A 13,455-nucleotide genomic window follows, 5' to 3' on the forward strand; every position below is an offset into this window, starting at 1 on the left:
GAACTCGGGTCTATGAGCGGTGATAACGATCACCCTAGGGAAAGGCGCCACATGGCTCAGGGACTGTTTTCGCTGGAGGGCCGGGTCGCCCTCGTCACCGGCGGTTCGCGCGGCATCGGCAAGATGATCGCCAAGGGCTTCATCGACCAGGGCGCCAAGGTCTACATCTCCTCGCGCAAGCCCGGCGCCTGCGACGAGACGGCGGCCGAGCTCGGCGAACACTGCATCTCATTGCCGCAGGACGTCTCGACGGTGGAGGGTTGCCAGGCCCTGGCCAAGCGATTCACCGACCTGGAGCCCAAGCTCGACATCCTGGTCAACAACGCCGGCGCCGCCTGGGGCGCGCCCTTCGACGAGTTCCCGGAGAGCGGCTGGGACAAGGTGATGGACCTGAACCTCAAGTCGCCCTTCTTCCTGACCCAGGCCCTGCACAAGGCGCTGAAGGCCGCGGCCAGCCATGACCAGCCGGCCAAGGTGATCAACATCTGCTCGATCGACGGCATCCGCCTCAATCCGCAGGAGACCTATTCCTACCACGCCTCGAAATCGGGCCTGATCTACCTGACCCGACGTATGGCCGCCGAGCTGGTCAAGGACTCCATCAACGTCACCGGCATCGCGCCCGGCGCCTTCGCCTCGGAGATGAACCGGGTGGCCCGCGACCAGGGCGAGGAGATCGCCAAGCGCATCCCATCGCGCCGCATCGGCCGCGACGACGACATGGCCGCGGCGGCCATCTACCTGGCCAGCCGGGCCGGCGATTACGTGGTCGGAGAGACCATCGCGGTGGACGGCGGGGTGGCGCTCGCCACGACCGGCGGCCTCTGACGGCCACGCTTTGGGCGGTTTTGCGTTATGACCTGACGAGCCCCTTTTGAGCGTCGTCCCGATTGACCGAAGCCGCCCCACCACCTGCCGCCAGGAAATCCCCGCCGCGGGCCTATGCCCGATGGGCGGTCGCGGTCCTGGTCGTGGCGGCCCTGGTGGCCCTGGCGGCCGCCTATGCCGCGCGCCGGGCCCTGGCCCGCGAGGCCCTGGTCGGCTGGCTGGAGGCCCGCGGCGTGCCGGCCTCGGTGGAGTTCCGCGACTTCGAGCTCGGGGCCTTCGCCGCCCGCCTGCGGCTGGGCCCCGAGCGCGACGCCGACGTCACGGCTGAGCTGGCCGAGGTCCGCTACGGCTTCACCGGCTTCTGGTCGGGCGAACCGTTCGGCGTGCGGATCACCTCGGTGGTCCTGCACCGGCCGGTGATCAAGGCCGGCCTCAAGGGGGGCAAGCTCAGCCTGGGCTCTCTCGATCCCGTCATCGAGGAACTCGCCCGGCGTCCGCCGCCGCCCGACGCCCGCCAGCCCGAGATCCGGGTGCGCGAGGGCGTCCTGCGGCTGGCCACCGACTACGGCCCCGTCCAGGCCCGCCTCAACGCCCAGCTCACCGACGGCCGGCTAATGTCCCTGGATGCGAAGGTCGGGGCGACCGCCCTGCGCGGCAAGGACATGTCCCTGCTGAGCGGTCCGGGCGAGGTGAAGCTGGTCACCACCCGCGGCCGGGTCGATGCGGCGCTGAATCTGCTGATACGGCGCGCCGAGGCTCAGGGCCTGTCGGCCAGCGACGCCGAGCTCGCGGTCTCGCTCCGCGCGCCCTATCCCGATCTCGATCGCCGGCGCGCAGACGGCGAGGTGAGCGCCCGTATCGACCTGACGGGACGGCGGATCGTCTCCGGCGGGACGGAGCTGCAAACTCCCCGTCTCGAGGTGGTGTTCGGCGGTCGCCTCAGCGGCGCACTGCAAGCCCTGATCCTGCGCGGCGACGCGGAAACTCGATTGATGGCCAAGGCGGTGCGGGTTCCCGGCGCCAAGGCGCGTGACATCGACCTCAACCTGCACGCCCACGAGATCAAATGGACCCGGTCCGGCGGCGAGACGGTGTCCGCCAACCTGTTCGCCGAGGCCGGGGCGGCGGCCATCGATTCCGGCGAGACACGGCTCTCCCAGGCCGTGGCCAAGTTCCAGGGTCCGGGGCGTTTCGTCGCCGGCGTCATCCAGGCGGAACTTGAGGGCGGACTGACGACCGACGGCGCCTGGAACGGCCTCGGCGCGCCCCGCGCCGACGATCCGGCCCAGACGGCGGCCCTCAAGAAGGCGCTTGCCGGCTTCCAGCTGCAGGCCGGTCAGGTCTCCCTGCGGATCAAGGGCCAGGAGGTGGTGGTCGCCCTCGGCGCGCCGGCGACCATGACCACCGACACCGGCGGCACGGCGATCCTGGCCGCGCATGGCGGGCCGCTCTACGCCGCCGGCCAGGGGGCGTTCCGGCTGAACGTCGAAGGCGGCGGCCTGCCCAAGGCCGAACTCCTCGTGCCGCGCTACCGCCTGACCTCGAATGGCCTGGTGGCGACCACCGCCCTCAAGGCCAGCGGCGGGTTCGGGCCGGTCGAGGCCGGGAGCCTCGACACCGCCGGCGAGCTGCGCGTGGCGGGGGGCTCGACCAGCTTCTTCGCCAGCCGCTGCGCGGCGGTCACCGCGCAGCGGCTCGAGCTCGGCGAGAACGATATCGAGGCCATCGACGCCAAGGTCTGTCCGACAAGCGCGCCGATGCTCACCGTGGCGCAGGGCGGCTGGCGGCTGCGGGGCCGGGCCCAGGCCATGAGCGCCCGGGCGCCGTTCCTGGAGGCCAGGATCTCCGAGGCGGCGGGCGACCTCGACTTCCGCGGCGCGGGCGAGACCCTGACGGGCCGCGCTGTGATCACCGCCGCACGCGTCGACGACACGGCGGCGGAGACAAGGTTCCAGCCCGTGCGCGCCACGGGCGGGGCCTCGGCGGCCGACGGCGGCTGGACCGGCGCGTTCGTCGTCACCGATCTCGCCGATCGCCGGCTCGGTCAGGCGCAACTTCGCCACGCCGCGAACGGCCACGGCGGCCTCGACTTCGACACCGGCATGCTGGCCTTTGAAGAGGGCGGGCTACAGCCGGCCAGCCTGTCGCCCATGGCCGCCGTGGTCGCTTCGCCCGCCACCGGACGCGCGCGATTCCAGGGCCAGATCGCCTGGACGCCGGAGACCTCGACGAGCCACGGGACCCTGAGCGTCGAGCGCCTGGATTTCGCGAGCCCACTCGGCACCTTGACCGGCCTCACCGGGCAGGTGGCGTTCAACAGCCTGATCCCGCTGACCGCCGCGCCGGGCCAGAGCCTCAAGGCGGAAAGTGTCGCGACCCTGGTCCCGCTGACTGACGTGGAGGCGCGGTTCGGGCTGCAGGGCGAAGCCTTGACCGTCGAGGGCGCGAAGCTGGTGGTCGGCGGCGGGACCCTGGTCTTCGAGCCCTTCAACCTGCCGTTCAAGCCGGGCGCGAGCTGGACGGGGGTGGTCAATTTCGAGAGCGTGCAGGTGTCCGAGCTGATCGAGGCCTCGCCCTTCGGCGACCGCGTCGAACTCGACGCCCGGCTGAGTGGTCGCGTGCCCTTCGAGGTGACGCCGGAGGGGGTGCGGGTCTCGAACGGCAAGCTGGCGGCGGTCCAGCCCGGCCGCGTGTCCATCCGGCGCGAGGCCCTGATCCCGGTCGCGCAAGAGGGCGGCGCCGCCACGATCGAGGCGCCCGGCGCGCCCCCCGGCGCGGCCGAGGGGATGGCCGACGCGCTCAACGCCGCGACCGCGCCGGGCCAGGTCAACGCCTTCAGCGAATTCGCCTACCAGGCCATGGAGCACCTGGCCTTCGACTCGCTGGACGCCGAGGTGAACAGCCTGCCCAACGGTCGCCTGGGCGTCCTGCTGCATGTGAAGGGCGAGCACGCCCCGCCGAAGAGGCAGGTGATCCGGCTGTCGATCATCGACCTGATCACCCGGCGGTTCCTCGATAAGGCCCTGCCCTTGCCCTCGGGCACGAAGGTGGACTTGACGCTGGACACGTCCTTGAACCTGGATCAGCTCTTGAAGGACTTCGCCGACTATCAGTCGTTGCGCGGTTCACAAGCCGTTCAGCCGTGAAGCGCCACCTTCGCCGTGAAATTGGAGACGATGGAATGATAAGAGCCCCAGCCGCCGCGGCCGCCCTGATCGGCGTCTTCCTCCTGGGGGCCTGCGCCACCGTCAGGGTGGAGGTGGCGCCCATCACCATCTACGCCAAGCTGGACGCCGACGTCCGGCTGCGCCTCGACGACGACGTCAAGGCGCTGATCAAGCAGAACCCGAACCTGTTCTAGGAAATGACCATGACCTTCAATCAATGGCTGGCGCCGGTCGCCGTGGCGGTCGGAAGCATCACCTGCGCGGGCGGCGCCTATGCCGATGTCGCCGCCTCCAAGGCCGTCGTGGACGCCGCCAAGGCCGCCGGGATCGTGGGCGAGCAGAATGACGGCTACCTCGGCTTCGTGAAGCCCGGCGACGCGGCGACCAAGGCCGCCGTGGCCGAGATCAACGCCGGCCGCCGCCAGGTCTACGCCCAGGCCGCCGCCAAGAACGGCGTCACCATCGAAGCCGCCGGAGCCTCGGCTTTCAAGACCGTGGTGCAGGAACGCCTGAAGCCCGGCGAGTCCTACCAGGACGCCTCGGGCGCCTGGGTGCGGAAGTAGGGCTGCGCCCCTTCTCCCCTTGCGGGAGAAGGAATGCTGGGCGCTGCTCCTTCCTATCGCGCCTTCTCCGCCGCGACCCAGGCGTCGATCCGGCGCTCCAGCATGTCCAGCGGCAGGGGCCCGGCCAGCAGCACCGCGTCGTGGAAGCGGCGGATGTCGAACTTTTCGCCCAGCTCGGCCTTCGCCTTTTCGCGCAGGGATACGATCTTCATCTCGCCGGTCTTGTAGGCGAGCGCCTGGGCCGGCCAGGAGACGTAGCGGGCCAGCTCCACCTCGATATTGAGCGGCGACAGGGCGGAGTTCTCGGCGAAGCACTTGCGGGCCTCGTCCAGGGTCCAGCCCTTCCAATGGATGCCGGTGTCGGCCACCAGCCGGCAGGCGCGCCACATCTCGTAGCTGAGCCGCCCGAACCGCTCATAGGCGTCTCGATAGATGCCCATCTCTCCGCCCAGCTTTTCGGAATAGAGGCCCCAGCCCTCGGTGAAGGCGGTGACGCCCGCCTCGCGGCGGAAGGTCGGAATGTCCTGGGCCTCCTGGCCCAGCGCGATCTGCAGGTGATGGCCGGGAACCGCCTCATGCAGGGTCAGGGCCGGCAGCTCATAGAGCCCGCGCTGATCCAGGCTCGAGGTGTTGACCATGTAGCCCCCGGCGATCCCCAGCTTCGGATTGCCCTGGAAATAGCGCCCGGTGGTGTAGTTGGCCTCGATGTCGGCGGGCACCGGCCGCACGCCGTAGGTCAGGCGGGGCAGGGTGGCGAACCAGGCCGGCAGCTTGTCGTCGATCCGCTTGGCGATCTCCGAGGCCTTTTCCAGCAGGTCCTGGCGTGAGGTCGCGTAGAATCGCGGGTCCTTGCGCAGGAAGGCCTGGAACTCCGGGAAGCTGCCCTTGAAGCCGGTCTCCGCGATGACCCCGTCCATCTCCTTGCGGATGCGGGCCACCTCGTTCAGGCCGTTCTGGTGGATCTGGTCGGGAGTGAGCTTGGTGGTGGTGTGGTCCTGCACCAGCCAGGCGTAGTAGCGCTCGCCATCCGGCAAGGCGCGGGCCCCCAGCGCCTTGCGGCTCCGGGGCAGATATTCCTTCTCCAGGAACACGACGAAGCTGGCCTGGGCGGGTCGGACCTTGTCGCGGACGATGGCGGCGGCCTCGGCCAGCAAGGCGTCGCGCTGCGCCTGCGGGATGGAGGCGGGCAGGGCCTTCAGCGGCGCAAGCATCGGGTCCGTGTCGAGCGGCGCGACCGCCTGTTCGCGGGCGAAGGCCAGCACCTTCTCGGTGGTGGAGACGGGCTGGGTGAAGCCGCTCTTGGCGCCGCGCCGGGCATTGTCGATCTCGATGGCGTAATAGGCCGGCGCGGCGTTCAGCCGGTCGATCCAGGCCTTGCCGTCGGCCAGGCTGCGCATCGGCGTCGAGGCGGCGAGATAGCCCATGGTCCAGTGGAAGCCACCATCGGAATTGAACGGCATCCGCGCCTCGTCGAAGCCGAGGCTCGCCAACCGGCGCTCGACCGCCCAGGTGAGGAATTCGCGGTTGATCCTGGCCTCCCCCGACAGCTCGCCCGGATCGATGGCCGCCAGCCGGGTCTTGAAGCCCGACAGCGTCGCCTTGCGCGCCGCGTCGGCCTTGGGGCTGTCGTCGGGCAGGCGGGAGAGGGCCGCGCGGTCGCCCTGGTTGGCGGCCTCGATGGGATCGTCGGTCAGGCGGAAGGCCTCGTAGTCGGCGACGACCTTGTTGAGGGCCGTATCGTCGGCCAGGGCCGGGCTCGCGGCGAGGGTCAGGGCGAGGACGGCGAGCGCGCGGCGCATGAGGTCACCTTCAAGGGTTCTGGCAAGGTTGGAGCGGCGCCAAGCTGGAGCAGGCGGCGGCCGGCGCCAAGGGCATTTTCGGCTAACGCCATTCGCCCACGAGCGAAGAATCACCCCACTTCATGTCCTTCGCGATTAAGGCCATGCTCGCCGCGCCAAACCCCGGGGGTCCCGTCATGAGTTTCGTCACACGCCGCAGAGCCATGGAGGCCCCGCAGCACGAAGGCGGCCACAAGCTGAAGGCCGCGCTGGGTTGGCCCCACCTGATGGCGCTCGGCATCGGCGCGATCATCGGCACCGGCATCTACACCCTGACCGGCGTGGCGGCGGGCCTGGCGGGCCCAGCGGTGATCCTGTCCTTCGCGGTGGCCGGCGCGGTCTGCGCCTGCGCCGCGCTCTGCTACGCCGAGATGGCCACCCTCATGCCCCAGGCCGGCAGCGCATACACCTATTCCTACGTCACCCTGGGCGAGATGGCCGCCTGGGTGATCGGCTGGAGCCTGATCCTCGAATACACCCTGGTCTGCAGCGCCGTGGCGGTGGGCTGGGCGGGCTACGCCTCGGGCCTGATCCAGCAGGCGGGCTGGCCCGTGCCGGCCTATCTGCTGGCCGGACCGGAGGCCGGAGGCCTGGTCAACCTGCCGGCGGTGTTCATCGCCCTGCTGGTCACCAGCCTGCTGCTGGTGGGCACCCGCGAGAGCGCCACGGTCAACTTCGTCCTGGTCTGCGTGAAGCTGGTGGCCCTGGCGGCCTTCGTGGCCATCACCCTGCCCAGCTTCGACGCCAGCCACTTCACGCCCTTCGCGCCGTTCGGCTTCGGCGCTCAGGACGTGGACGGGACCAAGTTCGGGGTGATGGGCGCCGCGGCGATCATCTTCTTCGCCTTCTACGGCTTCGACGCCATCTCCACCGCCGCTGAGGAGGCCAAGAACCCCAAGCGCGACCTCACCATCGGCATCGTCGGCTCGATGGTGGCCTGCACCCTGATCTACATGATCGTCGCCGCCGTCGCCCTCGGCGCCTCGCCCTACGACGTCTTCTCCAAGAGTGAGGAGCCGTTGGCCTTCATCCTGCGCGAGCTGAACCGGCCTCTGGCCGCCTCGCTGATCGCCGGCGCCGCGGTGATCGCCATGCCCACCGTGATCATGGTGTTCATGTTCGGCCAGAGCCGGGTGTTCTTCGCCATGGCCCGCGACGGCCTGCTGCCGCGCGGCCTGTCCAAGGTGAACGCCCGCGGCGTCCCCTCGGCGGTCACCATCCTGACCGGGGTCATCGCCGCCCTCATCGCCGGCGCCCTGCCGCTGTCGCAGATTGCGGCCCTGGCCAACGCCGGAACCCTGGCGGCCTTCATCGCCACCATCCTGGCGGTCATGGTGCTGCGCCGCCGCGCGCCCACCCTAGAGCGGCTCTTCAAGACCCCGGCGATCTGGATCTTGGGCCCGCTGGGCCTGGTCGGCTGCGTCTACCTGTTCTCCAGCTTGACGGCGAAGACGATCACCTTCTTCTTCATCTGGAACGCCGTCGGCGTGGCGGTCTACCTGCTCTACGGACGGGCCAGGAGCCGGCTGGCCTAAGCCTTGGCCAACTGCTCCAGGGTGTCCTCCATCGCCTCTTCCCAGGGTCTGAGCTGGACGCCGAACACCCGCTGCAGCCGGGTCGAGTCCAGCACGCAGTTGAGCGCGCGCTTGGCCGGGGTCGGGAAGGCGCTGGTGGGGACCGGCTCGATTGGCGGCGGTTCGCGGCCGGGGAAGGCCGTGGCGAAGATGGTCCTGCCCATGTCGTAGCGGCTGGCCACGCCGGCATTGACCACGTGCAGCAGGCCCCATTCCGGGGCGCCGGCCGGGGCGCGGGCCAGGCGGTCGGCCTGGGAGAGGATGAAGGCCGCCAGGTCGCCGCTGGCGGTCGGCCGGGCCTTCTGGTCGTCCACCAGACGCATCGGGGTTCCGGCCTGGGAGGCCTTCAGGAACCACTGCAGGAAATTCTGGCCATAGGCCGAGAACAGCCAGGACACCCGCGCCACCAGGGCCCGGTCGCAGCCCCCAAGCACCGCCTGCTCGCCCGCCAGCTTCGACGCGCCATAGACGTGCAGGGGATTGATCGCGTCGCCCTCCAGATAGGCGCCGGCCTTTTCGCCGTCGAACACCATGTCGGTGGAGATCTGGATCAGCGGCAGGCCGCGCGCCTGGCAGGCCCTGGCCATGGCCTCCGGCGCCCGGGCGTTGACCGCATAGGCCAGGTCCGGCTCGCTCTCGGCCTTGTCCACGGCGGTATAGGCCGCGGCGTTCAGCACTAGGTCGATCGCTCCGGCGGTCTCGATCGCGCGCGTCACGGCGGCCGCATCGGTCAGGTCGACCTGGGCCCGCGACAGGGCGACCACTTCGATAGGGCCCTCCTGGCGGTCCAGCATCTCACGCGCCAACTGGCCGCTTGCTCCGAACTGAAGGATGCGGGTCATGGAGCGACCGCGCGGCGCACGATCGCCGATCCGCCGGCCCCGCCGGTTATGAGGATTTTCATGGGCCTTTTCCTAAGCGATGCGGCGCGACTTGCCATCCCCAAACCCGCCGGCGCGCCGCGGCGGGGTGGGCGTACGACGCTTTTGTTCTGGCCTGCCAACCTCCTCGCCGCCTAAAGTCGCCGCGCCTGCTCCCCAGGTGATCATGCCAAGGAAAGCCGACGCCGCATTTCAAGGCGCAGGCGGGGTCGTGGGCGGCGCGTATTCTTCCGCGCCCTGGGGAGCGCCGTGGGTTCGACGACGAAAGACACTGCGCCCGCGAGTCCGGGCGGTCCCAACCGGGGCATGCAGGACCTGACCACCGGTCCGATCGGCAAGACCCTGATCCTGTTCGCCCTGCCGGTGCTGGGCTCCAACATCCTGCAGTCGTTGAACGGCACGGCCAACGCCATCTGGGTGAGCCATATCCTGGGTGAGGCGGCGCTGACGGCCACGGTGAACGCCAACAATATCTTCTTCCTGATGCTGGGCGCCGTGTTCGGCATCTCCATGGCCGCCAACCTGCTGATCTCGCAGTCGGTGGGGGCCAAGGACCTCCCCATGGTGAAGCGGGTGGTGGGCTCGTCCATCAGCTTCTTCCTGGTGCTGTCCCTGGCCGTGGGCGTCGCTGGCTACATGCTGACGCCGGCGGTCCTGCGGATCATGCAGACCCCGCCGGACGCCACCCGGGACGCGATCACCTATCTGCGGGTGATCTTCCTGGCCATGCCGTTCATGTACTTCTTCTCGTTCGTGATGATGGCCCAGCGCGGCGCGGGCGACTCGCGCACGCCGTTCTATTTCTCGCTGGTGGCGGTCGGCCTGGATGTGGTCCTGAACCCCCTGCTGATGATCGGCGTCGGCCCCCTGCCGCGCATGGGGATCGCGGGCTCCGCCACCGCCACCCTGATCAGCCAGACGCTCACGCTCATCGCGATGATCGTCTATCTCTACCGCACCAAGTCGGTGCTGATCCTGCGCCCCGGCGAATGGACCCTGCTGAAGCCGCAGTTCGAGATCATCAAGACCCTGGTGGTGAAGGGCTTCCCCATGGCCCTGCAGATGCTGGTCATCTCGGGCGCGGCGGTGGTGATGATCTCCTTCGTCAACGCCTATGGTTCGCGGACGGCGGCCGGCTACGGCGCGGCGATCCAGCTCTGGACCTATATCCAGATGCCGGCCATGGCGCTCGGCGCGGCGGTCTCCTCCATGGCCGCCCAGAACGTCGGCGCGGGCCGCATGGATCGGGTGAACCTGGTGGCGGGCCGCGGCGTACTGATCGCCGCGGTCATGACAGGCGCCCCCGTGCTGCTGATCTATCTGGTCGAGCCCTATGTGCTGCGGCTGTTCCTGCCGGCGACCAGCCCGTCCCTGCCGATCGCCATGCACATCAACGCCTACGTGCTGTGGGGCTTCATTCCCTTCGGCATGGCCTTCGTCCTGAACGGCGTCATCCGCGCCACCGGCTCGGTCTGGCCGCCGCTGCTGGGCCTGCTGATCTCCATGTGGGTGGTGCGCATCCCCTTCGCCCAGATCCTGGAACCCGTTCTGGGCGCGGACGCCATCTGGTGGAGCTTCCCGCTGGGCTCGATGACCTCCCTGGTCCTGGCGGCGGGCTACTACCGTTTCGGCGGCTGGCGCAAGGCCAGGCTGATGGGCGGTATTCCGCGCGGCGCGGCGCCTGACACCGGCCTCGGCCCCCCGTCCCTGGCCGAGGAGAGCGAGGCGGTCGAGGCCGCCAGCCAGTGGCAGGACGAGCCTAGGGCTCCGTCAGCGCCGAATAGACCAAGGTCCGAAGCTCCCGCCGTATAGGATAGGTGCTGGACGGCAGGACCTGGGTCATGAACACGACCTGGATGTCCTCCACCGGGTCGATCCAGAACGCCGTCGAGGCGGCCCCGCCCCAGTAGTATTCGCCGGGGCTCGAGGTCAGCATCGCCGCGACCGGGTCGAAAGTCACCGCGAAGCCGAGCCCGAACCCGACCCCGGCGTTGGTCGCCTCCGAGAACAGGGAGCGCGAGAGCTTGGTCAGGTCCTGGCCGCCGGGCAGGTGGTTCGAAGCCATCAGCTTCAGCGTCCTGGGCGCGATCAGCCGCTGGCCGTCCAGGGCGCCGCCCGCCCCCAACATCCTGCAGAAGGCCATGTAGTCTTTCGCCGTCGAGACCAGGCCGCCGCCTCCGGAATGGAAGTCGGACGCCTTGAGATAGGGGCTGGTCTCCGGATCGTCCTGCAGGTCCAGGCCACCGGCGGGGGTGGCGTTGTAGCAGGCCGCGAACCGCGACCGCTGGTCCTCGCGGACATGGAATCCCGTGTCGGTCATGCCCAGGGGATCGAAGATCCGCTGCTGCAGGAAGGCCTGGAACGGTTGGCCGGAGATCCGCTCGATCAGCACGCCCAGCACGTCGGTGGAAACGGAATAGTTCCAGGCCTCGCCCGGCGAGAACTCCAGCGGGAGCTTGGCCAGGTGGTTGACGAACGCGTCCATGTCGCCGTCGCCGGTGGTCCCGCCGATCTTCAGCTTGCGATAGGCGGCGTCGACATTGGTGCGGTTCTGGAAGCCGTAGGTCAGGCCCGAGGTGTGGCGCAGCAGGTCGACCATCTGCATGGGCCGCGTCGGCGGCGTGGTCATGAACTGCGGCGTCACCCCGGCGGCGAAGACGCCCAGGTTCTTCCACTCCGGGATGAACTTCGCCACCGGATCGTCCAGGGCGACCAGGCCTTCCTCGACCAGCATCATGAAGGCGATGCTCGTGATCGGCTTGGTCATCGAATAGATGCGGAAGAGGGTGTCGGTGGCGATCGGCTTGCCGCGCTCGCGATCGGCCAGGCCCATCAGGCCCTCATGGACCAGCTCCCCGCGCCGGGAAATCTGCACCTGGGCGCCGGGAAGACGGCCGGAGTCGATGTAGCGGGTCTGCAGGAAGCGATCGAGCTTCGCCAGGCGTTCGTTGGAAAAGCCGAGCTTCTCGGGCCGTGTCATGCGGTTTCTCTCCGTGAATGTCTCACCTCCACCGTGCCGGGTCGGAGGCCCTTGTTTCAACAGCAAGTTCGCGGCGAGCCCCTAGGAGGGCAGGGCGCGTCCTAGAAAAATCGTCTCCGCTTATGAAGCGGACGTTGCGTCAGGCAAACAGGCGTTTGATACTGTCCCCAGGCGCGACGACCTAAGAGGCTGTCTCGGCGCGATATTTCCGGATGGCGGCGACTGTGGCCATACCGACTTTTTGAAAAACACCCGCGCGAGGCGGGTATATGGGAGGCCCTAGATGGCTTGGGATTTTGAAACCGACCCCGAATTCCAGAAGAAGCTCGACTGGATCGAGGACTTCATGCGCGAGGAAGTCGAACCCCTCAGCCACCTGGGCATGGCCGCCCACGGCCCGCTGGGCCGCGAGAAGTTCATCAAGCCGCTGCAGCAGAAGGTGAAGGACCAGGGCCTGTGGGCCTGCCACCTGGGCCCCGAACTGGGCGGCCAGGGCTATGGCCAGCTCAAGCTGGGCCTGATGAATGAGAAGCTGGGCCGCAACGGCATGGCCCCCACCGTGTTCGGCTGCCAGGCGCCCGACACCGGCAACGCCGAGATCATCGCCCACTACGGCACCGACAAGCAGAAGGAGCAGTACCTCTGGCCGCTGCTGAACGGCGAGATCCGCTCGGCCTTCTCCATGTCCGAGCCCACCGGCGGCTCCGATCCCCTGACCTTCAAGACCCGCGCCGTGCTGGACGGCGATGAGTGGGTGATCAACGGCGAGAAATGGTTCTCCACCAACGCCCGCTGGTCAAAGGTGCTGGTGCTCTATGCGGTCACCGACCCCGACGCCAAGGACCCCTATCGCCGGACCTCGATCTTCCTGGTCCCGACCGACACCCCGGGCGTGGAAATCATCCGCAATGTGGGCGTGGGCGGCGGCGGCGAGATCGGCGGCGGGTCGGAAGGCTATGTCCGCTACAACGATGTGCGTCTGCCCTATGACGCACTGCTTGGCGATCGCGGCGCGGCCTTCGTCATCGCCCAGGTCCGTCTGGGCGGCGGGCGAGTCCACCACGCCATGCGCACGGTAGGCGCCTGCAAGCACGCCCTGGACCTGATGTGCCAGCGGGCGGTGTCGCGCAACACCCGCGACGGCAAGCTCGCCGACCTGCAGATGGTCCAGGCCGACATCGCGGATTCTTGGATCGCCCTGGAGAGCTTCCGCCTGCTGGTGCTGCGCACCGCCTGGCTGATCGACAAGCACAAGGACTACAACCTGGTGCGCAAGGACATCGCCGCCATCAAGGTGATGATGCCCAAGGTCTATAACGACATCGCCACGAAGGCCGCCCACCTGCACGGGGCGCTGGGGGTCTCCAACGAGATGCCGTTCATGCACATGGTCACCAGCTCGCTGGTCATGGGCATCGCCGACGGCCCCACCGAGGTCCACAAGGTGACCCTCGCCAAGCAGGTGCTGAAGGACTATCGGCCCGACAACGACCTCTTCCCCAAGTACCACATCCCCCGCCTTCGCGAGGCGGCCGAGGAGAAGTACGGGGCCGAGCTGGCCGAGATCAAGGAAGGCTACGCCAAGCTGCGCCGCGAGGCGGCTCCGGCCTAGATTTGCGCCTTG

General features: G+C 68.9%; 10 protein-coding genes. 7 read left to right on the forward strand and 3 right to left on the reverse strand.

What is annotated here, in order from left to right:
• Positions 1–51: 51 nt before the first annotated feature.
• The 4 genes from Q8Q88_RS23215 (at position 52) to Q8Q88_RS23230 (ending at position 4,558) form a co-directional block, all read left to right on the forward strand.
• Positions 52–828, forward strand: coding sequence for an SDR family oxidoreductase (locus Q8Q88_RS23215; RefSeq protein WP_305677550.1), 777 nt, complete (start codon positions 52–54; stop codon positions 826–828).
• Between the two features lie 62 nt (positions 829–890).
• Positions 891–3,974 (forward strand): YdbH domain-containing protein, encoded by a 3,084-nt coding sequence (locus Q8Q88_RS23220; RefSeq protein ID WP_305677551.1) that lies wholly within the window; start codon positions 891–893, stop codon positions 3,972–3,974.
• 35 nt (positions 3,975–4,009) lie between these two features.
• Positions 4,010–4,189, forward strand: a complete 180-nt coding sequence (locus tag Q8Q88_RS23225; protein ID WP_305677552.1) for a YnbE family lipoprotein — start codon at positions 4,010–4,012, stop codon at positions 4,187–4,189.
• A gap of 9 nt (positions 4,190–4,198) precedes the next feature.
• Positions 4,199–4,558, forward strand: coding sequence for a YdbL family protein (locus Q8Q88_RS23230; protein WP_305677553.1), 360 nt, complete (start codon positions 4,199–4,201; stop codon positions 4,556–4,558).
• A gap of 53 nt (positions 4,559–4,611) precedes the next feature.
• Here the strand turns inward: Q8Q88_RS23230 and Q8Q88_RS23235 are convergent, their stop codons facing one another.
• On the reverse strand, positions 4,612–6,357 hold the full coding sequence (locus tag Q8Q88_RS23235; protein ID WP_305677554.1) for a DUF885 family protein: 1,746 nt from the start codon (positions 6,355–6,357) through the stop codon (positions 4,612–4,614).
• Positions 6,358–6,533: 176 nt separating this feature from the next.
• On the opposite strand from Q8Q88_RS23235, the gene Q8Q88_RS23240 reads away from it, so the two are divergent.
• Complete coding sequence (locus Q8Q88_RS23240) at positions 6,534–7,931, forward strand: amino acid permease (RefSeq protein ID WP_305677555.1); 1,398 nt, start codon at positions 6,534–6,536, stop codon at positions 7,929–7,931.
• On the opposite strand, the gene rfbD is transcribed toward Q8Q88_RS23240, so the two are convergent.
• Positions 7,928–8,812: a dTDP-4-dehydrorhamnose reductase gene (gene rfbD / locus Q8Q88_RS23245; protein WP_305677556.1), complete on the reverse strand. Its 885-nt coding sequence runs from the start codon at positions 8,810–8,812 to the stop codon at positions 7,928–7,930. The two genes, Q8Q88_RS23240 and rfbD, sit on opposite strands and share 4 nt — an antisense overlap.
• 288 nt (positions 8,813–9,100) lie before the next feature.
• On the opposite strand from rfbD, the gene Q8Q88_RS23250 reads away from it, so the two are divergent.
• Positions 9,101–10,663: an MATE family efflux transporter gene (locus Q8Q88_RS23250; RefSeq protein ID WP_305677557.1), complete on the forward strand. Its 1,563-nt coding sequence runs from the start codon at positions 9,101–9,103 to the stop codon at positions 10,661–10,663.
• Here Q8Q88_RS23250 and Q8Q88_RS23255 read toward each other — a convergent pair.
• Complete coding sequence (locus Q8Q88_RS23255; RefSeq protein WP_305677558.1) at positions 10,611–11,831, reverse strand: serine hydrolase; 1,221 nt, start codon at positions 11,829–11,831, stop codon at positions 10,611–10,613. The two genes, Q8Q88_RS23250 and Q8Q88_RS23255, sit on opposite strands and share 53 nt — an antisense overlap.
• 283 nt (positions 11,832–12,114) lie before the next feature.
• Here Q8Q88_RS23255 and Q8Q88_RS23260 point away from each other — a divergent pair, with 283 nt between their 5' ends.
• Complete coding sequence (locus Q8Q88_RS23260) at positions 12,115–13,443, forward strand: acyl-CoA dehydrogenase family protein (RefSeq protein ID WP_305677559.1); 1,329 nt, start codon at positions 12,115–12,117, stop codon at positions 13,441–13,443.
• Positions 13,444–13,455 lie beyond the last annotated feature (12 nt).

This window comes from Phenylobacterium sp., from assembly GCF_030697925.1.
Taxonomy (GTDB): Bacteria; Pseudomonadota; Alphaproteobacteria; order Caulobacterales; family Caulobacteraceae; genus Phenylobacterium.

Excerpts from the sequence above, each read along its gene's own strand:
- Q8Q88_RS23235 (WP_305677554.1), bottom strand. The coding sequence starts at position 6,357 with ATGCGCCGCGCGCTCGCCGTCCTCGCCCTGACCCTCGCCGCGAGCCCG.
- Q8Q88_RS23225 (WP_305677552.1), top strand. The coding sequence starts at position 4,010 with ATGATAAGAGCCCCAGCCGCCGCGGCCGCCCTGATCGGCGTCTTCCTC.
- Q8Q88_RS23255 (WP_305677558.1), bottom strand. The coding sequence starts at position 11,831 with ATGACACGGCCCGAGAAGCTCGGCTTTTCCAACGAACGCCTGGCGAAG.
- Q8Q88_RS23215 (WP_305677550.1), top strand. The coding sequence starts at position 52 with ATGGCTCAGGGACTGTTTTCGCTGGAGGGCCGGGTCGCCCTCGTCACC.
- rfbD (WP_305677556.1), bottom strand. The coding sequence starts at position 8,812 with ATGACCCGCATCCTTCAGTTCGGAGCAAGCGGCCAGTTGGCGCGTGAG.
- Q8Q88_RS23240 (WP_305677555.1), top strand. The coding sequence starts at position 6,534 with ATGAGTTTCGTCACACGCCGCAGAGCCATGGAGGCCCCGCAGCACGAA.
- Q8Q88_RS23230 (WP_305677553.1), top strand. The coding sequence starts at position 4,199 with ATGACCTTCAATCAATGGCTGGCGCCGGTCGCCGTGGCGGTCGGAAGC.
- Q8Q88_RS23260 (WP_305677559.1), top strand. The coding sequence starts at position 12,115 with ATGGCTTGGGATTTTGAAACCGACCCCGAATTCCAGAAGAAGCTCGAC.